General features: G+C 64.8%; 25 protein-coding genes and 1 tRNA gene. 14 read left to right on the top strand and 12 right to left on the bottom strand.

What is annotated here, in order from left to right:
* Window positions 1-49: 49 nt before the first annotated feature.
* The 4 genes from NUW51_RS10535 (at window position 50) to NUW51_RS10520 (ending at window position 3,793) form a co-directional block, all read left to right on the top strand.
* The gene (locus NUW51_RS10535) at window positions 50-952 is read left to right on the top strand and encodes a zinc-ribbon domain-containing protein (RefSeq protein ID WP_265587479.1); all 903 of its coding nucleotides are present in this window, start codon (window positions 50-52) and stop codon (window positions 950-952) included.
* Between the two features lie 102 nt (window positions 953-1,054).
* Window positions 1,055-1,141: transfer RNA gene (locus NUW51_RS10530), tRNA-Leu, on the top strand.
* Between the two features lie 54 nt (window positions 1,142-1,195).
* On the top strand, window positions 1,196-1,603 hold the full coding sequence (gene msrB / locus NUW51_RS10525; RefSeq protein WP_265587478.1) for a peptide-methionine (R)-S-oxide reductase MsrB: 408 nt from the start codon (window positions 1,196-1,198) through the stop codon (window positions 1,601-1,603).
* Window positions 1,604-1,645: 42 nt separating this feature from the next.
* Entirely contained in the window at window positions 1,646-3,793 is a 2,148-nt protein-coding gene (locus NUW51_RS10520; RefSeq protein ID WP_265587476.1) for a transglycosylase domain-containing protein, read from the top strand.
* On the opposite strand, the gene NUW51_RS10515 is transcribed toward NUW51_RS10520, so the two are convergent.
* Together NUW51_RS10515 and NUW51_RS10510 are read right to left on the bottom strand one after the other, a co-directional pair.
* Window positions 3,758-4,462 (bottom strand): M48 family metallopeptidase, encoded by a 705-nt coding sequence (locus NUW51_RS10515; protein ID WP_265587475.1) that lies wholly within the window; start codon window positions 4,460-4,462, stop codon window positions 3,758-3,760. The genes NUW51_RS10520 and NUW51_RS10515 overlap by 36 nt on opposite strands.
* Window positions 4,452-4,889 carry a YcgN family cysteine cluster protein gene (locus NUW51_RS10510; RefSeq protein WP_265587474.1) on the bottom strand — a complete coding sequence of 146 codons (438 nt, stop codon included), beginning with the start codon at window positions 4,887-4,889 and terminating at the stop codon, window positions 4,452-4,454. The genes NUW51_RS10515 and NUW51_RS10510 overlap by 11 nt, the downstream gene beginning before the upstream one ends.
* Window positions 4,890-4,949: 60 nt before the next feature.
* On the opposite strand from NUW51_RS10510, the gene NUW51_RS10505 reads away from it, so the two are divergent.
* Window positions 4,950-5,582 (top strand): ankyrin repeat domain-containing protein, encoded by a 633-nt coding sequence (locus tag NUW51_RS10505; protein WP_265587473.1) that lies wholly within the window; start codon window positions 4,950-4,952, stop codon window positions 5,580-5,582.
* Here the strand turns inward: NUW51_RS10505 and NUW51_RS10500 are convergent.
* From NUW51_RS10500 to NUW51_RS10455, 10 genes are all read right to left on the bottom strand, one after another.
* A complete protein-coding gene (locus NUW51_RS10500) occupies window positions 5,579-6,046 on the bottom strand; it encodes an MmcB family DNA repair protein (protein WP_265587472.1) in 468 nt (155 codons plus the stop codon). The two genes, NUW51_RS10505 and NUW51_RS10500, sit on opposite strands and share 4 nt — an antisense overlap.
* Window positions 6,047-6,110: 64 nt before the next feature.
* Window positions 6,111-6,800 carry a cell wall hydrolase gene (locus tag NUW51_RS10495; RefSeq protein ID WP_265587471.1) on the bottom strand — a complete coding sequence of 230 codons (690 nt, stop codon included), beginning with the start codon at window positions 6,798-6,800 and terminating at the stop codon, window positions 6,111-6,113.
* Between the two features lie 168 nt (window positions 6,801-6,968).
* Window positions 6,969-7,310 carry a DUF1491 family protein gene (locus tag NUW51_RS10490; RefSeq protein ID WP_265587470.1) on the bottom strand — a complete coding sequence of 114 codons (342 nt, stop codon included), beginning with the start codon at window positions 7,308-7,310 and terminating at the stop codon, window positions 6,969-6,971.
* Window positions 7,307-7,786, bottom strand: coding sequence for a PaaI family thioesterase (locus NUW51_RS10485; RefSeq protein ID WP_265587469.1), 480 nt, complete (start codon window positions 7,784-7,786; stop codon window positions 7,307-7,309). The genes NUW51_RS10490 and NUW51_RS10485 overlap by 4 nt, the downstream gene beginning before the upstream one ends.
* A complete protein-coding gene (locus tag NUW51_RS10480; protein ID WP_265587468.1) occupies window positions 7,767-8,231 on the bottom strand; it encodes a PTS sugar transporter subunit IIA in 465 nt (154 codons plus the stop codon). Before NUW51_RS10480 ends, NUW51_RS10485 begins: the two co-directional genes overlap by 20 nt.
* A gap of 58 nt (window positions 8,232-8,289) precedes the next feature.
* A complete protein-coding gene (gene hpf / locus NUW51_RS10475) occupies window positions 8,290-8,856 on the bottom strand; it encodes a ribosome hibernation-promoting factor, HPF/YfiA family (protein WP_265587467.1) in 567 nt (188 codons plus the stop codon).
* Window positions 8,857-8,908: 52 nt separating this feature from the next.
* Window positions 8,909-9,619, bottom strand: a complete 711-nt coding sequence (dnaQ, locus tag NUW51_RS10470; RefSeq protein WP_265587466.1) for a DNA polymerase III subunit epsilon — start codon at window positions 9,617-9,619, stop codon at window positions 8,909-8,911.
* Window positions 9,620-9,627: 8 nt separating this feature from the next.
* Window positions 9,628-10,221 (bottom strand): dephospho-CoA kinase, encoded by a 594-nt coding sequence (gene coaE, locus NUW51_RS10465; RefSeq protein WP_265587465.1) that lies wholly within the window; start codon window positions 10,219-10,221, stop codon window positions 9,628-9,630.
* The gene (locus tag NUW51_RS10460; RefSeq protein WP_265587464.1) at window positions 10,218-11,069 is read right to left on the bottom strand and encodes a shikimate dehydrogenase family protein; all 852 of its coding nucleotides are present in this window, start codon (window positions 11,067-11,069) and stop codon (window positions 10,218-10,220) included. Before NUW51_RS10460 ends, coaE begins: the two co-directional genes overlap by 4 nt.
* Window positions 11,066-11,641 (bottom strand): Maf family protein, encoded by a 576-nt coding sequence (locus tag NUW51_RS10455; protein ID WP_265587463.1) that lies wholly within the window; start codon window positions 11,639-11,641, stop codon window positions 11,066-11,068. The genes NUW51_RS10460 and NUW51_RS10455 overlap by 4 nt, the downstream gene beginning before the upstream one ends.
* A 300-nt stretch (window positions 11,642-11,941) precedes the next feature.
* On the opposite strand from NUW51_RS10455, the gene hemE reads away from it, so the two are divergent.
* From hemE to NUW51_RS10410, 9 genes are all read left to right on the top strand, one after another.
* Window positions 11,942-12,976 (top strand): uroporphyrinogen decarboxylase, encoded by a 1,035-nt coding sequence (hemE, locus tag NUW51_RS10450; RefSeq protein WP_265587462.1) that lies wholly within the window; start codon window positions 11,942-11,944, stop codon window positions 12,974-12,976.
* Window positions 12,977-12,978: 2 nt separating this feature from the next.
* Entirely contained in the window at window positions 12,979-13,431 is a 453-nt protein-coding gene (locus NUW51_RS10445) for a CopD family protein (RefSeq protein WP_265587461.1), read from the top strand.
* A 175-nt stretch (window positions 13,432-13,606) separates the two neighbouring features.
* The gene (gene rho / locus NUW51_RS10440) at window positions 13,607-14,863 is read left to right on the top strand and encodes a transcription termination factor Rho (RefSeq protein ID WP_265587974.1); all 1,257 of its coding nucleotides are present in this window, start codon (window positions 13,607-13,609) and stop codon (window positions 14,861-14,863) included.
* Between the two features lie 23 nt (window positions 14,864-14,886).
* Window positions 14,887-15,621, top strand: a complete 735-nt coding sequence (locus NUW51_RS10435) for a TerC family protein (RefSeq protein WP_265587460.1) — start codon at window positions 14,887-14,889, stop codon at window positions 15,619-15,621.
* Entirely contained in the window at window positions 15,621-16,889 is a 1,269-nt protein-coding gene (gene mnmE / locus NUW51_RS10430; RefSeq protein WP_265587459.1) for a tRNA uridine-5-carboxymethylaminomethyl(34) synthesis GTPase MnmE, read from the top strand. The genes NUW51_RS10435 and mnmE overlap by 1 nt, the downstream gene beginning before the upstream one ends.
* A 54-nt stretch (window positions 16,890-16,943) precedes the next feature.
* Window positions 16,944-18,731 (top strand): tRNA uridine-5-carboxymethylaminomethyl(34) synthesis enzyme MnmG, encoded by a 1,788-nt coding sequence (gene mnmG / locus NUW51_RS10425; RefSeq protein ID WP_265587458.1) that lies wholly within the window; start codon window positions 16,944-16,946, stop codon window positions 18,729-18,731.
* On the top strand, window positions 18,721-19,353 hold the full coding sequence (gene rsmG / locus NUW51_RS10420) for a 16S rRNA (guanine(527)-N(7))-methyltransferase RsmG (RefSeq protein ID WP_265587457.1): 633 nt from the start codon (window positions 18,721-18,723) through the stop codon (window positions 19,351-19,353). The genes mnmG and rsmG overlap by 11 nt, the downstream gene beginning before the upstream one ends.
* Window positions 19,350-20,135 (top strand): ParA family protein, encoded by a 786-nt coding sequence (locus tag NUW51_RS10415; RefSeq protein ID WP_265587456.1) that lies wholly within the window; start codon window positions 19,350-19,352, stop codon window positions 20,133-20,135. Before rsmG ends, NUW51_RS10415 begins: the two co-directional genes overlap by 4 nt.
* Window positions 20,135-21,001: a ParB/RepB/Spo0J family partition protein gene (locus NUW51_RS10410; protein WP_265587455.1), complete on the top strand. Its 867-nt coding sequence runs from the start codon at window positions 20,135-20,137 to the stop codon at window positions 20,999-21,001. The genes NUW51_RS10415 and NUW51_RS10410 overlap by 1 nt, the downstream gene beginning before the upstream one ends.
* The last annotated feature ends 14 nt before the right edge of the window (window positions 21,002-21,015 follow it).

Below are 21,015 nucleotides of genomic sequence, written 5' to 3'. Positions count from 1 at the left end.
CATCCGCGCCATGTTGCGCTTTCGTCCTTAAAAGTCGAGTAGGGAAACCATGATCCTGACCTGTCCTGCCTGCGCGACGCGCTACAACATCAAGCCGGGGGCCATCCCCCCCGAAGGCCGAACCGTGCGCTGCGCCAATTGCGGCCACAAGTGGCACGCCGATCCCGACCCGGCGCCGGAGGCTGCCGAGGCCCCCGAAGCGGCGCCGCCCGTCGCTGCGCCGCCTCCGCCCGAGCCCGCGCCTCCCGCCGAGCCGGTGGCGAGCGAGCCCGCGCCTCCTGCCATGCCGGAGGCCGAGGACATCCCGCCGCCCCCGCCGCCGCCCGAGCCGGAGCACGACGCCGAACCCGAACCCGCGACCGACGAACCGGCGTTCGAAGCCGACGACATCGACCCCGAGGTCGTCGCCGAGGCCGAAGAACAGGCCGCGCACCAGGAAGAGGCCATCGCCGAGGAACAGGTCGCCGACCCCTTCGACCATGACACGCAGGTCCATGACATCGGCTTTACCGGCATCGAGGAAGAGGATGAGCCCGAGGCGCGCCGTCGCTGGTGGCCGTGGCTGCTTCTCCTCGCATTGATTGCCGCCGCTGTCGCGGGCGCCGCGCTGTTCGCGCCGCCGCAGTGGAAGGACCAGCTCGGCCTCGCCGAGGCCGGCCCCGCGAGCGACAGTCCGCTCGAATTGCTGCTGACCAGCCAGTCGCGCACCAAGCTGCCGAGCGGCAACGAGCTGCTCACCTTCGGCGGGCGCGTCGTCAACAGCTCGGCGGAGGCACAGGACGTGCCGCCGATCCGTGCCGAGCTCATCGACGATGCCGGCAGCGTGGTCTACAGCTGGACCATCGCCCGCCCCGCCGATCGCCTCGCGCCCGGCGAAAGCGCCAGTTTCAACAGCGCCGAGGCCGACATTCCCGAGGCCGCGCGCGACCTCAGCCTGACCTTTGCCGACTAATGCCCCGAAAAGCCGTGCGATCGGCCCTTGCGGGCCTCTGATTCGCCTGCTAGAGGGCGCGCCTTACCAGCGTGGATCGCTTCGATCCGCGATGCTCCGGGTGCGGTCGTGGCGGAACTGGTAGACGCGCAACGTTGAGGTCGTTGTGGCCGAAAGGCCGTGGAAGTTCGAGTCTTCTCGACCGCACCATTTTCCTCCCGGACAGTCAGGAAACCAACCCGCCTGTCCGGCGGTTGTCAGCCCATGGCCGACAAGCATCTCACCGACGCCGAATGGCGCGATCGCCTGACCCCCGAACAATATCGCATCCTGCGCGAAGGCGGGACCGAGCCGCCCTTTTCGGGAGCGCTCAACGATGAAAAGCGCCCCGGCACCTTCCGCTGCGCCGCATGCGGCGAAGAGCTTTTCAAAAGCGGCGCCAAATATAATTCGGGCTCGGGCTGGCCCAGTTTCACCGCCCCTGCCGAAGGCGACGCGGTCGACGAGCATCGCGACAGCTCGCACGGCATGGAGCGCGTGGAAATCCGCTGTTCAGCTTGCGACAGCCATCTTGGCCATGTCTTTCCCGACGGCCCCGGCCCGACGGGACTGCGCTACTGCGTCAATTCGGCCAGCCTCGACTTCACCCCCGAGGACGATGGCGACGCCTAATCGCTTGCTCCCGACCCGGTGCCGCCCTACCCCCGGAGGCGCATGAGCCAGAAGATCAGGAAAATCGCTTTCCGCATCGCCAAATGGGGCGCCGCCTTGGCCGCGCTGGGCGTCCTCGCCCTCGCCGTCGCCGTCTTCATCGCCTATCAGTCGTTGCCCAGCTACGAACAGCTGCGCACCCGCACCGACCTTGGCCAGACGATCCGCGTGCGCGCCGATGACGACAGCATCCTCGTCTCGATGGGCCCCAGTTTCGGGCGCTGGCTCGACTACGAACAGATTCCCGAGGTCATGCGCACCTCGATGGTCGCGGTCGAGGATCGCCGCTTCCGCTCGCATCCCGGCGTCGATCCGATCGGCATCGCCCGCGGCATGTGGATCTCGCTGAAGGCCGGCGATGGCCTCGGCGGGGCGCGCGGCGTCTCGACCATTACCCAGCAGGTCGCACGCAACATCTTCCTCACCCCCGACCGCAACATGATCCGCAAGGCGCGCGAAGGCGTCATCGCGCTCGCGCTCGAGCAGAAATTCTCCAAGGACCAGATCCTCGAGCTCTATCTCAACCGCGTCTATTTCGGCGGCGGTGCCTATGGCATCGATGCGGCCTCCAACACCTTCTTCGGTCATCCTGCGACCGAGATGACGCTGGGCGAGGCGACGATCATCGCCGGGCTCGTCAAGGCGCCCTCCAACTATTCGCCCACCGCCGATCCCGAAGCGGCGCGCGGCCGCGCCGGCGTGGTGCTCGATTCGATGGTCCGATACGGCTTCCTCTCGGCCCAGGAAGCCGCGATGGTCGATCCCGCCGAGATCGTCATCCAGAAGCCCACCGGCGGCAATGCCGCGCGCTATTTCGTCGATTGGGCACTACCACAGCTCGACACGCTCATCCGCGAAACGTCGGAGGCGATCGACGTCTACACCACGCTCGATCCCGACATGCAGCAATGGGCGTCCGACGCGATCAACGCCCATGCCCCCGGCGGCGCACAGGGCGCACTGGTCGCCATCGACCGCGACGGGGCCGTGCGCGCGCTGGTCGGCGGCAAGGATTATGTCGAATCGATCTACAACCGCGCCACCGTCGCCAAGCGCCAGCCCGGCTCCTCCTTCAAGCTGTTCGTTTACCTGACCGCGCTCGAACAGGGACTTCGCCCCGACGACATGGTGATGGACGAACAGGTCACCATCGACGGCTGGACCCCGCGCAACTCCAACCGCACCTTCCTCGGCCCCGTCACACTGCGCGAGGCCTTTGCTCGCTCGATCAACACCGTCAGCGCGCAGATCGGCCAGAACATGGGCTTCGGCACCATCGCCTCCATGGCCAACCGCTTCGGCATATCGGACCAGATCGACACCTATCCCTCGATGGTGCTCGGCACCTCCGAAGTGCGATTGCTCGACATGACCCGAGCCTATGCCGCCGTATCGCGCGGCGGCGTCTCGGTCCCGCCCTACGCCATTACGAAGGTCGTCACCGCCGAGGGACGCCTCCTCTACAGCCACGAGCCCGCGCCCCCACGCGTCCTCGTCGCCCCTTGGGTCGCCAGCGACATGACCGACCTCCTCCAGACCGGCGTCATGTCGGGCACCGGGCGCGCCGCCAACATCGGCCGCCCGACTGCGGGCAAGACCGGCACCACCCAGTCCAACCGCGACGGCTGGTTCATCGGTTTCTCCTCGGGGCTCACCACCGGCGTGTGGATGGGCAATGACGACAACAGCCCCGTGCGCGGGCTCCAGGGCGGCACGGCCCCGGCGCGTGCCTTCCGCGACTTCATGTCCAAGGCCGTCGCCAATCGCCCGGTCGAATCCTTCGATATCGGCAGCGAATTGCCCGACTGGCAGCTCGAGCCCGACGACGAAGCCTGGATGAACGGCGATCCGATGCTCGATCCCTACGGTAATCCGATCGAGGGCGATCCGCTCGACCCGCTCGCGCCGCTGCCTGATGGCGCGACGCCGCCGGTCGATGACGAATGGCTCGATGGCGTGCTGCGCCGCGACCAGCCGCGCGGCGACCCGCTCCAGCGCCCCAGCCAGCCGCGCCGCGATCCGCTCGAACCCGCGCCCGCGCCCCAGCCGCAACCCCAGCCACGCCCGCGCGACAATCCCGACATGGTGCGGGTCGAACCGCTGGCGCCGCCGCCCTCAGTCCCCGCCGACCAGCCGCAGCCCCGGCGCTAGGCGCTTCAGCTCGGCCCGTGCCGCGCGCGCATCGCCGTCGTAGATTCGGTCCTGCGCAGCGTAGAAATCGGGCGAATGGTCCATGTGGAGCCGATGCGCCACCTCATGAGCGGCGACATATCGGCGCACGGCATCGGACACCAGCACCAGCCGCCAAGAAAAACGCAGGCGCCCATCGGCCGAACAACTGCCCCAGCGGCTTTTCGCATCGCCGACGCTGATCGCGCCAATTTCGACCCCCGCACGCCCTGCATAATGTGCCGCATCCTCGCGCAACAGCCGCCTTGCCTCATCCTTCAGGAACGTCGCGACGCGCCGTGCGAATCCTTCCACCGGGCCGCCGACCAGCAGCGCGCCATCGTCGAAGACAGGCGTGCGCGGCGCATCGGGCTGATGGATGAGGCGAAGCTGCTCGCCACGAAAGGGGATGATCGCGTTCGGCGCAAACGGCAGCGCCTCGGGTCGCCCGGCCCGCTGCCGCGCGATCCAGTCGCGCTGGTGTGATGCCCATGACAGCGCGCTGCGGGCCGATCCACGCTTGGGCACCACCAACCGCACCCGGTCGCGCGCCGCATCGTAGCGCAGCGAGAAACGCTTCGCCCGCGCATGGCGCACCACGTCGACCGCGATCGGCGGGTCGAGGCCTTCGATCAGCAGCTCAGAGGGCACGATCGATGAGGTGATGCTCGATATCGCCCGCCTCGTCCTCGCTCACCGTCCAGCCGCGCACCGATTCGCCCACGCGATGGACCCGCTCGGGATCGCCGCAGACGAGATAGTGCCATTCGGGCAAGGGCTTGCCCTCGGCGCGCAGGCGATAGGCGCAGGTCGAAGGCAGCCATCGCGTGTCGGCCACCTTGTCCGCGCTGAGCTGCAGACAGTCGGGCACCTTGGCCTTGCGCCCCGCATAATCGCTGCACCGCGCGGTCTCGAGGTCGAGCAACCGACACGCCACGTTGGTCGCATAATAGTCGCCGGTGTCGGCATCCTCGGCCTTGTGCAAGCAGCAGCGCCCGCAGCCGTCGCACAGCGCCTCCCACTGTCCGGCGTCCAATTCGCCCAAGGGCTTTTCCCAGAACGGTTTTTTGCTATTCATCACCGCACTGCTAGGGCGTGATCGCCCCCATGTTCAAGCTGCAAGTAATAGGGTCGTTTCATGTTTCGTCTGCTCCTCCCCCTGCTCGGCCTCACGGCGCTTTTCTTCGACCCCATGCCGGCCTCGGCACAGGCGGGCCGTTTGTCGGAGGGCGAAAGCTTCATCGCCGCGGTGCGCGAGGTCGATGCCGGCAAGGTGTTCGAATATCTCGACCGACCCGATTTTCGCGCCATCAACTTTCGCAGCACGTCGGGCGAGACCGCGCTTCACGTCGCGCTCGATGACAAAAGGCCGAGCTGGGCCGTGTTGCTGCTCCAGCGCGGCGCCGATCCCAATCTGGCCCGCGCCGACGGCACCCCGCCCATCCTGATCGCCGCCGAGCGCCAGGACCTGCAGAGCATGGAGGCGCTCCTTCGCGCACGCGCCAACCCCAATGCCACCAATCGTGCCGGCGAGACGCCGCTCAACCTCGCCGTGCGGCTGCGCAACAAGGACATGGTCGCGATGCTGCTCGATAGGGGCGCCAATCCCGACATCACCGACAATAGCGCTGGCCTCAGCGCGCGCGACTATGCGCGCCGCGACACGCGCAACCCCGTCTTCCTCGCGATGATCGAGGCGTCGGAGCGCCCCGAGCAAGAGGTCGCGGAGGAAGAGGAAGAGGGCCTCACCTTCGGCCCCATCCTGCGCTAGCGCTCGTCACCAAGGCTCGGGTCGAGCCCCGCCGCCAACCGCCGTGCCGCACGCCGGGCGAAGCGCGCCGTCTCGGCCTTGCGCCGCGCCGGGGCCAGCGCCGCTTCCGCCGCCTCGCGCCGGATCGCGGCATCATAACGGTCGGCCACGATCAACCCCGACGTGCCGGGCAGATAGTCCTCGCCCTCGCAGATCCAGGCCAATTCGGGCGTCACCGCCCAATAGAATCGGTCGCAATAGTCGAGATAGTCGCGCCACTTGGCGTCGGTGGTGAGATCGGCCTTTGCCACTTTGACCTCGACGATCACCAGCTTGCCTTTGGCGTCGAGCCCCATCAGGTCGGCGCGCCGCCCGTTGGGCAGCGGCACCTCGCAGATCATGAAGGTCGAAGCGCGCGCGAACAGGCGCGTCACCCCGCGGGCGACGTCGAGCGCAACCGGCGGCGAATCGGATAGGCAGTCCATCCCCGCACCCTAGCGGCCGCGAGAACAAAAGGCGACCACCGAGCCCTGCCCGGCGGCCTGTCGCCTAGTGATATTGGTAGAAAATGTGGTTGCCGATCGCGCCCATGCGCTTCAGCCGCCACTTGGGCCGCACATAATTGGCGTGGAAGAAGAGCGCATCGCCCATCGCCGTCTCGGCATGGCCCGCATCGGCGATCCGTGCCACCGCCACCGCCGTGCGCCAGGCGCGACTGTCGCGATTGGGCTGCGGGATTCGCCCGCCGCGCACGAAGCTGAACTGGCGATGCTGCTTGACCACCGCGCAATAGCTGTTCGGGAAACGGTGATGGTCGGCGCGGTTGAGGATGACCTCCGCCACCGCCAACTGACCATCGAGCGGTTCGCCGCGGGTTTCGAAATAGACGGCGCGCGCGAGGCAATCCATCTGCTGGTTGGCGGGCTCGGTGCCCGCGAAATGCTTGACCAGCGCCTTGAGGTCGTCGGGCAGCGCCGGAACGTCCGCGATATCGGTCATCGGCTCGGCCTCAGGGGCGAGCAGCGCTTCGAGCGCTTCGGCGTCGCCGCTCAGCAATTCACCCTGGTCGAGCAATTGTTCGGTCGCCGGAAGGGTCACTTCGGGCAGGGCCACGATCGGTACCACGGCCGATCCGACCATAGGCAGGCTTGCCATTTCGGGCACATCGCGCGCGGGGGCGACCGCCGTGGTCGCCGTGGCCGCAAGCGCGAAAGCGGCGATGCGCAGACTGAACTTCATTCCCATCCCGGTCTTGGCGGTGCGCTTGCCGTTTCGAGACCCGGACACTCATGCGTCCGCACGTCGAAAAAATCTCGAAAAGCTTGCAACCCCGACTGCGTGATGCGCGCCTTTTGCCGCACCCTCCGCTTCAATCCCGGGGGCCAATGTACGCTAAAAATGGCAAAATCAAGAAACGAAAATGGTTTCTTTCCGGAAAAGGTCGGCGTCGGGGACATCAATCTCGACGACCCACAGATCGGGGTCGTAGCGCCGGCATTTGGCAAGAAACTCTTGCAATTCAGAGGGATTGCCGAGATCGGCGGGGCCGACATCCGTCCATTCATATGTCCCCGTGCGGGACAGTTCGCGGCCGAGGAGTCGCTGCGCCCGGCCCCTTTCGAGGAGCAGGATCATCAGCGATCCGCGCTCTTCATCGCCTTTATGCAACACCATCGCCATGCCGCCGGCGCCCTCGGCGGCACGCATCAGCCCGCGCGCCTCGAGCCCCGCGGGCAGGCGATCGTTCAACCCTGCACCCGATAGCCGTCGAGCCCGGCCAGCGGGATGCGGCTACGCATGAAGGTGCCCGTTCCGCGGGCGCATTCTTCGCCGTCGGCATCGACGATCCGTGCCTCGGCGACCAGGACGCGCCTTTTGCCGGAGATCCAAGTGCCTTCGGCGACTGCGGGCCCTTCGGCCATCGGCCGGGTAAAGTGCAAATTGAAAGCGGTGGTCAGGAGGAAGCGATCGCTCACCAGCCCGTTGGCCGCGAAAAAGGCCGCATCGTCGAGCATCTTGAAATAGACCGAACCATGGGCCGCACCCGCGGCGTGGAAATGCTTGGCCTCGACGGTGAAATCGATCCTCGCCCGGCCCGCCTCGGCCAGCGACAGGGTGGAGACGAAGCGCTGGTTGATGGGAGCGGCGGCATAAAGCGCCTCGAGCCCACGCAGATGTGCCTCGAGCCCGCTCGGGTGTGCGCCCTCAGGCAGCGGTGCGTTCATCGCAGTTCATCAGCACCGCGGCAAAGGCATCGCGATCGCGCGCGCCGCGCAGTCGTTCGAGCGTCGCCCCGTCGCGCACTGCCCGGCTCACTGCCGCCAGCGCGCGCAGATGCTCAGCACCGCGGTCGGGCGGCGAAAGGAGGAGGAACAACAGGTCCACCGGCATCTTGTCGATGGCTTTGTAATCGACCGGCGAATCGAGTCGCAGCACCATGCCGAAGACATGATCGAGCCCGGCGATCTTGCCGTGGGGAATGGCGATCCCGCCGCCGAATCCAGTGCTGCCGAGGCGCTCGCGCTCGACCAGCGCCTCGACCACGCGCGCAGGCTCGACGCCCAGTTTCAGCCCCGCAATCTGCCCCATCTGCTGGAGCAGTGCGCGCTTGTCCTTGGCGGCCACGTCGAGACGGATCGACGACAAGTCGATGAAATCACTCAAATTCATCACAATACTCTTTTGCCCTCCCTGGCGGGGGGCTCTTTAGCGGGACTTGGGCGCTTTGTCAGCCTCGTCCCGGTTCGACCCATCCGATGGTGCCATCGTCGCGCCGATACACCATGTTCAATTCGTTGGATTTGTTATTCCTGAACATGAGCGCATTGGCGTTGCGAAGGTCGAGCATCATCACCGCATCGCCGACACTCGCCTTAGGGATGTCGGTATGCGTTTCGGCGACGATCGCGGGCGCTTCGCTCGCAGGGGTCTCCTCGTCACTGCCGATATCGAGGACTCGATAATCGGCCTCGGCCGGCAATTCGGACATCGGCTCCGAGCGCCGTTCGCGCAGCCGCTCGGCATAGCGTTTCAACTGGCGCTCGATCTTGTCGGCGGCGCCTTCGAAGGCGATATGCGCATCGCCCGCGCGGTTGGAAGCCTTCAGCACATGCCCGTTCGACACCGGGGCGACAATATCGCAGCGAAACTGGTCGTGAGGAGCGCGTCCGAACGTCACATTGGCGGCCACTGCCCGTGAAAAATATTTCTCGGTCATCGTCTCGATCCGATCCGCCACATGATGTTGCAGGGCGGTTCCGGTATCGACCTGGTGGCCGGCGACACGGATATCCATGCGCTCCTCCTCTTTTATGCCCGCCACGCGAAATTCGGCGGGGTCGTCTTGCCTAGCTGGCGCGTCGCACCTTGTTCCACAAGGGCTCGGCCATCTTGGCGATGAAATTACGATGCGCCTCGGCTTCTTGTTCCGTCGGCTCGTGCGGGCGCGGGGCGCGCGCCTCGATCCCCGGCGCGGGGGCGGCAACGGCGATCGCGATCGGGGCCGCCTCGCCCGCCAGTTCGGCCGGGTCGAGCCCAAGCCCGATCTGCCGTCCGCCGGTCAGCTCGATATAAACCTGCGCCAGCAGCTCGGCGTCCAAGAGCGCGCCATGCTTTACACGCGCCGAGCGGTCGACGCCGAAGCGGCTGCACAACGCATCGAGGCTATGCTTGGCCCCGGGAAACTTGGAACGCGCCAGCGGCAGCGTATCGACCATGCGGGTCATGCACACCGCCTCGCGCGCGCACAGGCCAAGTTCGTGATTGAGGAATCCGAAATCGAAGCTGGCATTATGCGCCACCAACGGATCGCCAGCGATGAACTCCAAGAGCTCTTCGACTTTTTCGGCGAACAGCGGCTGGCCCGACAGAAAAGCTTCCGACAGGCCGTGCACTGCCTCGGCTTCGGACGGCATCGAGCGTTCGGGGTTGAAATAGGCGTGAAAGGTGCGGCCGGTCTCGACCCTGCCGATCATCTCCACGCAGCCGATCTCGACCATGCGGTCGCCCCCCGCGGGTGACAGGCCCGTGGTCTCGGTATCGAAGATGATTTCCCGCATGGGCAGTGTTATGCGCCTGCCGCCAGCCCCATGCAAGCGAGGATCGCGTCGACCTGCCGCTCGGTTTCCTGGAGCGAGACACCGGTATCGACCACATGGTCGGCGCGCCGCCTTTTTTCGGCATCGGGTAGCTGCCGGGCGCGGATCGCGGCGAATTTCTCCGCCGTCATGCCGGGCCGCGCCAGCACGCGCTCTTCCTGCACCGCAGCGGGCGCAGACACCACGATTACCGAATCGAACTGCCCCTCGCCATGGGTCTCGAACAATAAAGGGATATCAAATAAAAGCGCGGGGCTGTCCTGATGTTCGAGGATGAAGCGCGTGCGCTCGTGATGCACCGCCGGATGGACCAGCGCTTCCAGCCGCGCCAGCTTCTCGCCGTCGCCCAGCACCATCCGCCCGAGCGCACCGCGATCGACGCCCTCCGGACCGGTCGTGCCCGGAAACAGCCGTTCGACCTCGCGTACCAGCGCGCCGCCCGGCCCCTGCAAGCGTCGCACCACGGCATCGGCATCGAACACGGGTATGCCGCGCTTCTCGAACATCGCTGCGACGGTCGACTTGCCCATACCGATGGAGCCGGTGATGGCGAGCTTCTTCATGAGCGGAGCCTCGCAAACAGCGCCTCGTCGTCGGCCCTTTTGGGTGGCTGGCCGAAGAACAGCTCGAAACTCGACGCGGCCTGTTCGACGAGCATGTCGATCCCATCGACGATCCCCAGCCCCTTCGCCTTCGCAGCTTTGAGGAGCATCGTTTCGACGGGTGCCGATACCATGTCGAACACCCAGCCATTCTCACCGAGACCCGACACGTCGCAATTGAGGCATTCATGCCCGACCATGCCGAGCGGGGTCGCATTGATGATGCCATCGCCCTGCGGCGGGGTGTCGAGCGGCACCGGCGCATAGGCAAGCCCGAACTGCACCGCCAACTTGACCGCTTTCTGCACGTCGCGCGCATGGATGACGATGCCATTGTGGCCGAGCGAGGCTGCCGCCACGAGCACCGCGCGCGCCGCGCCCCCGGTGCCGTAAAGGTGAATCCGTGCCATCGGCCGCCCCGCCTCGTGCAGCCGCGCGAGGAGCAGCATCACCGCCCCGACATCGCTGTTGCCCGCCACGATCTTGCCATCGCGCGGCACCAGCATGTTGGCCGCCCCCGTCGTCACCGCCCGGTCCGTCGCCTCGTCGGCCAGCCTAATCGCCTCGAGTTTGACCGGCATCGTGACATTGCAGCCGAGCCACGCCGGATCGACCCGCTTCTCGGCAAGATAGGCGTGGAGCCCGTCCTTCCCGACCTCGCGCCGCCGATAATCGGCCGCCAGCCCCAGCTCTTTCAGCCAATGAGCATGGATGAGCGGCGATTTCGACTGTTCGATCGGCGACCCGATCACTTCGGCATACGCATTGTCCGGCAGGGGCGCCGGTGCAGCTTCCTCGTCCTTGCTCATGCCGGCATCACGTTGCGGGCGCGCAATGCGCCGAGCAGCGGCAGCAGCGGCATGCCGAGAATGGCGAAATAATCGCCTTCCATCCGCTCGAACAGATTCACTCCCGGTCCCTCCATCCGAAACACGCCGACGCAATAAGCGACCTCGGGCCACTCCTCCGCGAGATACGCCTCGATATACGCGTCCGACAACTCGCGAACTTTCAGCCGCGCGGTCTCGCCATGCACCCAGTCGACCGCCCCGCCCCTCGCCAAGGCCACCGCGCTCGACAGATGCATGACCTTGCCGGAGAAAAAGCGCAGATGCTCGGCCGCGGCATCGCGGCTCTCGGGCTTGTCGAACAGGCGCCCGTTGACGCTCACCACGCTGTCCGAGCCGATTGCATAGCCCTCGGCATCGACCGACATGGCCTTGGCCTCGGCCAGCTTGATCGCCAGCTCCTCGACATCGCCCTTGTGCCGGGCCTTCACGACATCCTCGTCGACCGCGGGGCGCATTGTATCGTAATCGACCCCCGCCTGGTCGAGCATGGCGCGCCTGATGGGGCTCGTGGAGGCGAGGATGAGGGTCATGGGTGCCTTTCTGTGGAAAAGTCTGTGGCCCGGCCTAGCGCGAAACTGTGAGCCGCGCCAATCGGCGATTCCGCGCCCGCTTTCATCGATTCAACCCCGGGCTTCATCCACAGCCGGGCCGCCGGGGTGGAATCCTGTGGATAGCGTGCATGACTCGGCGCGATTCACACCGCGACTCATCGCGCCCTGAATCACGCGCGCCTGTTGGCAAAAGCGGTATCCCCGCCTAAATCCCGCTGCCAACCGACCAATTACGTACTTCAATCCTATTCTAAATATATAAGAATGAGAGAAGAGAGGGTGGCGTCCATGCCGACGAACAAGCGCCTGCTTGGCGTGCTCAAGGGTGAGCGACACGATCCACCTCCCGCCTGGATGATGCGCCAGGCTGGCCGTTATCTGCCCGAGTATCGCGCGCTGCGTGCCGACAAGGGCGGCTTCCTCGATCTCGTCTACGACCCCGAGGCCGCCGCCGAGATTACGCTCCAGCCGCTGCGCCGCTTCCCCTTTGAGGCCGCGATCCTCTTTTCCGACATCCTGATCGTCCCTTATGCGCTCGGCCAGGATCTTCGCTTCGTCGCTGGCGAAGGTCCCCGCCTCTCGCCCACGCTCGACACCACCGACCTCGGCAACCTCACCCGCCATGCCGAGCGCCTTGACCCCATTTACGAGACCGTCCGTCTGGTGAAGGCCGCCCTCGACCCCTCGATCACCCTTTTAGGCTTCGCAGGAAGCCCGTGGACGGTCGCGACCTACATGGTGGCGGGTCAGGGCTCGAAGGACCAGATGGCGGCCCGTGTGATGGCTTATACGGACCGGGAGCGCTTCGCCGCGCTGATCGAAGCAATCGGGGAGATGACCGTCGACTATCTGTCGGGCCAAGTCGAAGCTGGCGCCGATGCGGTACAACTTTTCGACAGCTGGTCGGGCAGCCTCGCGCCTGAAGAATTCGCGCGCTGGGTTATCGAACCCAATGCCCGCATCGTCTCCGCCTTCAAGGCGCGCCATCCGGACGTGCCCGTCATCGGCTTCCCCAAGGGCGCCGGCGAAAAGCTCCCCGCTTATGTCGCGGGGACCGGGGTCGACGCGGTCGGCATCGATGAGACCATCGATCCCGACTGGGCCCACGCCAACCTGCCCGCGAACCTCCCCGTCCAGGGCAATCTCGACCCGCTGCTTCTCATTGCAGGCGGCGAACGGCTCGAAGCCGCCGTCGATCGGGTGAAGAACGCTTTCGCGGGCCGCCCCCACATCTTCAACCTCGGCCACGGCATCGACAAGTCGACCCCCATCGCTAATGTCGAGACGATGATCGCGCGGGTGAGAGGGGAATAGCGATGGACGGCATGATCGGTTGGCTCGGCGCCGCGGCCATCTGGGTCAAGGCCGCCCATGTCATCTTCGTCATTTTCTGGATCGCGGGGTTGTTCATCGTCCCGCGCTATTATGTCCATCACCATGAAACGACCCCCGGCTCGGCCGAGGATCGCGCCTGGATCGAGCGCGAGGACCGCGCCCGCACCGTCATCCTCCTGCCCGCGATGCTCGTTACATGGGCGCTGGGCCTGAGCCTCGCCGTCAACGGCGGCTATTTCATCGCTGGCTGGTTTCACGCCAAACTGCTGCTCGTGCTTGCCCTGTCGGGCTATCACGGTTGGGTCGTCTCCTTTGGCAAGAAACTCGCCGCGGGCCAGCGGCCACTCGAGGGCCGCACCCTGCGCATCCTCAACGAAGTGCCCGGCATCGCCACCATCCTCATCGTCATCCTCGCGGTCGTCCGACCCTTTTGAGAGGGAACGCCGCGCCGCGCTCACCGGTTGACTAGGCGACGGCTCGGGCTTACCGGCTTGAAGTCACGATGCGCGGCATTTCCTCGCCGCGCCGGTACGCATTTTCCCGTCGCGTCCTGCGACCCCGCGTACCGGGTTTCCCAGACCCAGATACCAAAGGCAGCCAAAGCCCATGATGCACCTTCAGGAACTCAAGGCCAAACCCCCGGCAGAACTCGTCGCCATGGCCGAAGAACTCGGCGTCGAAGGCGCCTCGACCCTGCGCAAGCAGGACCTCATGTTCGCCATTCTCAAGGAGCACGCCGAAGAGGGCGAGCAGATCATGGGCATGGGCACCATCGAAGTGCTCAATGACGGGTTCGGCTTCCTGCGTAGCCCCGAAGCGAACTTCCTCGCCGGGCCCGACGACATCTATGTCGCCCCCTCTATCGTCCGCAAGATGGGCCTGCGCACTGGCGACACGGTCGAAGGCGAGATCCGCGCCCCCAAGGATGGCGAACGCTATTTCGCGCTGACCAAGGTCACGCAGGTCAATTTCGACGAACCCGACGCCGTGCGTCACCGCGTCAACTTCGACAATCTCACCCCGCTCTATCCGGACGAGAAGCTCACGCTCGACAGCAGTGATCCGACCGAGAAGGACAAGTCGGCACGCGTGATCGACATCGTGTCGCCGCTTGGCAAGGGCCAGCGCGCGCTGATCGTCGCACCGCCGCGCACGGGTAAGACCGTCCTTCTCCAGAACATCGCCAAGGCGATCACCGAAAACCACCCCGAGGTCTTCCTCCTCGTCCTGCTCATCGACGAGCGGCCCGAGGAAGTCACCGACATGCAGCGCTCGGTGAAGGGCGAAGTCGTTTCTTCGACCTTCGACGAACCCGCCTCGCGTCACGTGCAAGTCGCTGAAATGGTGATCGAAAAGGCCAAGCGCCTGGTCGAGCACAAGAAGGATGTCGTCATCCTCTTGGACTCGATCACCCGCTTGGGCCGCGCTTACAACACGACCGTGCCCTCCTCGGGCAAGGTGCTGACCGGCGGTGTTGACGCCAATGCGCTCCAGCGTCCGAAGCGCTTCTTCGGCGCCGCGCGTAACATCGAGGAAGGCGGCTCGCTCTCGATCATTGCCACTGCGCTGATCGACACCGGCTCCAAAATGGACGAAGTCATCTTCGAAGAGTTCAAGGGGACCGGTAACAGCGAAATCGTCCTCGATCGCAAGGTCGCCGACAAGCGCATCTTCCCCTCGCTCGACGTCGGTAAGTCGGGCACGCGTAAGGAAGAGCTGCTGGTCGACCAGGCCACGCTGTCCAAGATGTGGGTCCTGCGCCGCATCCTCATGCAGATGGGTACGGTCGATGCCATGCAGTTCCTTCTCGACAAGATGAAGGATGCCAAGTCGAACGAGGACTTCTTCGCCTCGATGAACCAGTAGGCCGCTTGAGGGGTTAGCCGAGCATGATCGAACAGCTTTTTCTACTGCTCGCTGCGGCGAGCTCCGATGCACTATCGCTCGGCGGCCCGGCTGATATCTGGGCCGCGATCGTCAAGGACTTTTCCAATATCGGAACGCCCGAGGCGATGGCCGCCTTCCTGTCGGTCCTCGCGATCGATCTCGTGCTGGCGGGCGACAATGCCATCGTCGTCGGCGCACTGGCCGCGGGCCTGCCGCCCGAACAGCGCAAGAAGGTCATCGTCATCGGCGTCGTCGCGGCGCTGGTTCTGCGCATCCTCTTTGCGCTGATCGTCGTCCAACTCCTTCAAATCGTTGGACTTATCTTCGCTGGTGGCCTGCTCCTCCTGTGGGTCGCGTGGAAGATGTGGCGCGAGCTCCACCACATGGGCGAGAGCCCCGGCAGTCCCGAAGTCGAAGGCGATGAACATTCGGGCGTGAAGCCGGTGAAGAGCTTCGCCGCCGCCGCCTGGGCGGTCGCGGTTGCCGACGTGTCGATGAGCCTCGACAATGTGCTTGCGGTCGCGGGCGCGGCCAAGGACCATCCGGGGATCCTCATCGTCGGCCTCATCCTGTCGGTGGCGCTCATGGGCGTCGCGGCGAATATCATCGCCAAATATATCGAGCGCTACAAATGGATCGCCTATATCGGGCTGTTGGTCATCCTGTGGGTCGCTGGCAACATGATCTATGACGGGATCGTCGATCCGAACGTCGGGGTCGGCACCCTCCTCGCCTGATGGTCGTGGAGACGATCGCGGCACTGTCGTCGGGGGCCCTGCCCGCCGCTATCGCGATCGTCCGCACGTCTGGTCCCGATGCGTTCGCACTGGCGCGTGCCATGGGTGTCACTCCCCTGCATGGCCAGACTGTCTATGCCCGGCTTCGGGCCCCTGGCGATCATGATCTCATCGACGAGGCGCTGGTGCTGGGCTTCGAGGCGCCACGCAGCGCCACCGGCGAGGATGTCGTCGAATACCATGTCCATGGAAGCCGCGCGGTCGTCGACAAATTGCTCGGCACGCTTACTGCAACGGGAAGGGCCCGCCTTGCCGATCCTGGAGAATTCACGCGCCGCGCCATGCTCGCGGGAAAGATGGACCTTATCGCTGCCGAAGCGCTCGGCGATCTCCTTCACGCCGAAACTGAAACGCAGCGCAAGGTGGCACTCCGCCAATATCGATCCGGTTTCGGGACGGCGTTGGCCAAGATCGAAGAGCGCCTGCTCGACCTATCGGCAGAGGCCGAAGCCGCCATCGATTATGTCGACGATGAGGAGGAGACTGGTCGAACCTCGCATCTCGCCTTGGCAATCATCGATCTTCGACGTGATGTCGAGAAGCTTCTCGAACTGCCCGAACGTCGTGTCCTGCAGGATGGCATCCGATTAGTCCTTGCCGGACCGGTCAACGCGGGCAAGTCGAGCCTTTTCAACCGTCTTGCAGGTTTCGACCGCGCCATCACCAGCGCCGAGGCGGGAACGACCCGTGATACGATCGAATTACCACTGCGGATCGGTGGGATCGCTTATACGCTCGTTGATACGGCAGGTTGGCGAGAGGGCGCGGGTTTGATCGAGGCAGAGGGCATCGACCGAGCCCATCGTGCGGTGAAGGAAGCAGACGTACTGTTGTGGATGGGCCCGGTCGCAGACGCGCCCCCCCACCCTCAGTGTCTCATCGTGACGTCGAAGGCCGATCTCGAGCCGGCCCTACACCCCCATGCCATTCCGGTGTCCTCGGTGGACGGACGTGGCCTTGAAGATCTGCTAGCGGCGATCGCGACTGAAGCTCGGAAGATCCTCCCCCAAGAGGATCAGGGAACACTCAACCGGCGTCAGCGCAGCGAGCTGCTGCAGCTGGCGCAAGCTCTAGAGGGTGGCGACGACCCCATCCTCCTTGCCGAACAATTGCGTGAAGGCCGGGCTGCGCTTGCTAGGTTTAAGGGTCAGGATAGTGTCGACGCAGTGCTCGATCGCATATTCGGAAAATTCTGCCTCGGTAAGTGATGTTTCACGTGAAACAGCCTTGTTTTGGCCATGTCGCGAGGGCACATCGCCGCGATGGTTGATGTTCTTGTCATTGGGGCCGGTCACGCGGGTGTAGAAGCGGCCCTCGCCGCGTCCCGCCGCGGCGCGTCTGTCGCTTTGGTAAGCTTCGCTACCGATAACATTGGGCAAATGTCGTGTAATCCCTCGATCGGGGGAGTCGGCAAGGGCCACCTCGTCCGCGAGGTCGACGTTTTCGAAGGCGTCCAGCCTTGGGCCGCCGACCGCGCCGCGATCCACTATCGCCTGCTCAACCGCAGCAAGGGCGCGGCAGTTCATGGCCCCCGGCTCCAAGCCGACCGTCGACTATTCGCTGCCGCGGTGCGTGAGCGGCTGGCGGGTTCCGGCGTGACGTTCATCGCTGGAGAGGTCAGCAGGCTCCAAATCGAAGGTGGTCACATCGTTGCGGTCACCCTTGCGGACCATCAGCGAATTGCATGCCGCGGTGTCGTCGTCGCCACGGGGACGTTCCTCGGTGGCAAGCTTTTTCGCGGAATGGAAACACAGGAAGGCGGGCGGATCGAAGAGCGGGCGGCAAGCGAGCTCGGCGAGCAATTCGCCGACCTCGCCTTGTTGTCAGGTCGCCTGAAGACGGGAACGCCTCCACGCCTCGATGGTCGCACCATCGACTGGGCAAGGCTCGAGCCTCAGCCCAGCGACCGCCACGCCTGGACCATGTCAATCCAATCCGACGGGTCCTCGCGTCCGCCCCAGCTAGCCTGTGCAATTACGCGTACGAACCCCGCCACCCACGATGTCATTGCCAGGCATGCAGACCGCTCCCCGCTCTATGCGGGTGATATCGGTGGACGCGGCCCACGCTATTGCCCCTCGATCGAAGATAAGGTGCGGCGCTTTTCCGATCGAGACGGGCACCAACTCTTTCTCGAGCCCGAAGGGCTCGACACGCATCTCGTCTATCCTAATGGCATCTCCACCTCGCTCCCGCTCGACGCGCAGGAGGAAATGATGGCGACGATCGCGGGGCTCGAGGCCTGCCGGATCGTAAAGCCGGGCTATGCTGTCGAATACGCCTACTCCGATCCGCGCGCCCTCTCCCCGACGCTGGAGCATCGCGAGATTGGCGGATTGTTTCTCGCCGGCCAGATCAACGGGACGACGGGCTACGAAGAAGCGAGCGCGCTCGGTCTTGTCGCTGGCCTGAACGCTGCGGCGCTCGCCTGTGATCTCGCACCGATCACGTTCGACCGTCGCGAGAGCTATATCGGCGTGCTCGTCGATGACCTCACCCTGCAGGGCGTCACCGAGCCCTATCGCATGATGACCGCCCGTGCCGAACGACGACTTCATTTGCGTGCGGACAACGCCGTTGCACGCTTGGGCAGCACCGCGATGAATAGTGGTATCTCCTCCCGACAGGCAGATCGAATCCGGTCCCATCTCGATGCCAAGGCTGAGGCTTCGCGGCGTACAGATGAGTCAATCATACTAGAGAGCGCGTCGAGCGCACGCCCGTTGCGCTACTGGCTGACCCGAAGTGACACGCGGGAGAAAGCGCTTGAGGCGCTCGGCAGCGGTGCTGCGTCCCGTGAGGTCGGCCAAGATGTATATTATGCCCCATATATCGAGCGGCAAGAACGAGATTGGGCCTCGGTCCACCGCGATCTCGAGGTTGCAATCCCGTCGCAGTTCGACTTCGCCAACGTTCCGGGGCTATCTGCAGAGATGATAGAACGCCTTTCCGTGGCGCGGCCTGAGACCCTGGACCGTGCATCGCGCGTCCAGGGAATTACGCCGACCGCCCTCACCTCGCTGCATTTTGCGCTACGCCATGCTCGATAGGCTCTCCGCCCTGGACCTCGCCACCGGTAGGCCTGTTTCACGTGAAACATCCGATAAAATCGCTGCCTTCGAAGCAATGCTCTTGGAGGCCAATCAAACGCAGAATTTGATCTCCAAGGCGACCGAAGCCGATCTGTTCGAGCGCCATATCCTCGATGGCGCTCAACTGGTTCGGCAAGATCCTCGGCGGGAGGCCAGTTGGGTCGACATCGGCTCGGGTCCGGGCCTTCCGGGGATCGTGCTCGCCCTCCTACACAAAGGTCCCGTGACGCTTGTGGAGCCACGTAGTCTCCGCGTCGCATTCCTCCACGGAGTGATCACGGCGCTCGATATCTCCAACGCGACGGTCGTGGGGGGCAAGGCGTCTGCAGCGGAGGGACGATTCGAGGTAATCACCGGTCGCGCTGTCGCGTCGCTCACGAAATTCATCGACCTGTCCCACCATCTATCCACAGAAAAAACACGCTGGGTGCTCCCCAAGGGGAAAAAAGCGTTGGAGGAACTGGAAGAGGCGCGACGCTTCTGGCACCTTGATGTTCGAGTGGAGGAAAGCCTGACCGACGCGGATGCCCGCATCCTGATCGTCGACAAGGCACAGCGCAAGCGGAGGGGCCGGCCATGATCACAATCGCCATCGCAAATCAGAAGGGAGGGGTCGGCAAGACCACGACCGCGATCAACCTTGCGACAGCATTGGCCGCCATCGGCTGGAAAGTCCTGCTGGTGGACCTTGATCCGCAGGGAAATGCGAGCACGGGGCTCGGGATCGGCGCGGGGGAGCGCGATCGGTCGAGCTATGACCTGCTCGTCGGCGACGACGATGTGGGGAGCCTCGCGATCCCCACCAAGGTGCCGCGACTCGACATCGTGCCCGCCACCGTCGATTTGTCGGGTGCCGAGATCGAGATGGTCGAGATGAGCGACCGGGTGACCCGGCTTCGCGACAAGTTTTCACAGATTCCTACGGGAAAATGGGACATTTGCCTGATCGACTGCCCTCCCTCGCTCGGGTTGCTGACGGTCAACGCGATGGTGGCTGCAAAGCAATTGATCGTGCCGCTGCAATGCGAGTTTTTCGCACTGGAAGGGCTGTCGCAGCTCTTGAAGACGGTCGACCGGGTGCGTGGCGGTGTGAATAGCGAGTTGGAGATCCTCGGCATCGCGTTGACCATGTACGATCGCCGCAACAAGCTGTCGCAGCATGTTGCTGACGACGTGCGTGCGTGCCTTGGCGAGAAGGTGCTCAACACCATCATCCCGCGTAACGTTCGCGTCTCGGAGGCGCCGAGCCATGGCATTCCGGCGTTGGTCTACGACCTCAAATGCCCCGGTAGCGCGGCCTATTTGAGCCTGGCACGCGAAGTCATCAATCGGCTGCCCGCCTTGGCGAAGGAGGCCGCATAATGGCCCGTCCGAGCGGTCTTGGCCGTGGTCTTTCGGCATTGCTGGAAGATAGCCCCACCGCCGCGAGCGGGAGCAGCGACAAAGGCATCCGTACGATCGCAGTCGACAAGATCGGCCCCAATCCCGATCAGCCGCGTCGTACGTTCGACCAGGAATCGCTCGGAGAGCTTGCCGCCTCGATCAGCGAGCGCGGTGTCCTGCAGCCGATCCTTGTTCGTCCGGTCGGCGACAGGTTCCAGATCATCGCCGGCGAACGGCGGTGGCGCGCCAGCCAGATGGCGCAACTGCATGAAATTCCCGCGATCGTGCGCGACAGCGACGATGCGGCGGTCGCCGAAATGGCGATCGTCGAAAATGTACAGCGCGAGGATCTCAACGCGCTCGAAGAAGCGCGTGCCTATGCCGCGCTCGCCGAGAATTTCGAATATTCCCAAGGGGATATCGCCAAGAAAGTCGGCAAGTCCCGGAGCCATGTCGCCAATCTCGTCCGACTTCTCGACCTGCCCGAGCATGTCCAGCAGGCGCTGATGGAAGGTTTCATCAGCATGGGTCATGCACGCGCGCTGATCGGTCATCCCGACGCGAGCAAGCTGGTCGATGTGGTGATCGGCGACGAACTTTCGGTTCGCGACACCGAAGCGCTGGTCCGCGGCGATCGTGCGCCCAAAAGCGGCAAGGCCGCGACGCCGGGCGGCGGTGGGCAGACCAATCCCGACATAGCCGCGCTCGAGCGACAGCTTGGCGACCTTCTGGGTCTCAAGGTCAGTGTGAGCCACGGGGCCAATGGAGGCAAGGTGCAACTCGGCTATCGCACGCTCGACCAGCTCGACATGATTTGCCAGCGCCTCTCGGGCGAAGCGATCTAGTCGCTATCACAAGG

Source organism: Sphingomicrobium arenosum, assembly GCF_026157085.1.
GTDB lineage: Bacteria > Pseudomonadota > Alphaproteobacteria > Sphingomonadales > Sphingomonadaceae > Sphingomicrobium > Sphingomicrobium arenosum.
The sequence above is the reverse complement of the archived record's forward strand: the minus strand, read 5'-3'. Positions and strand labels throughout refer to the sequence as shown.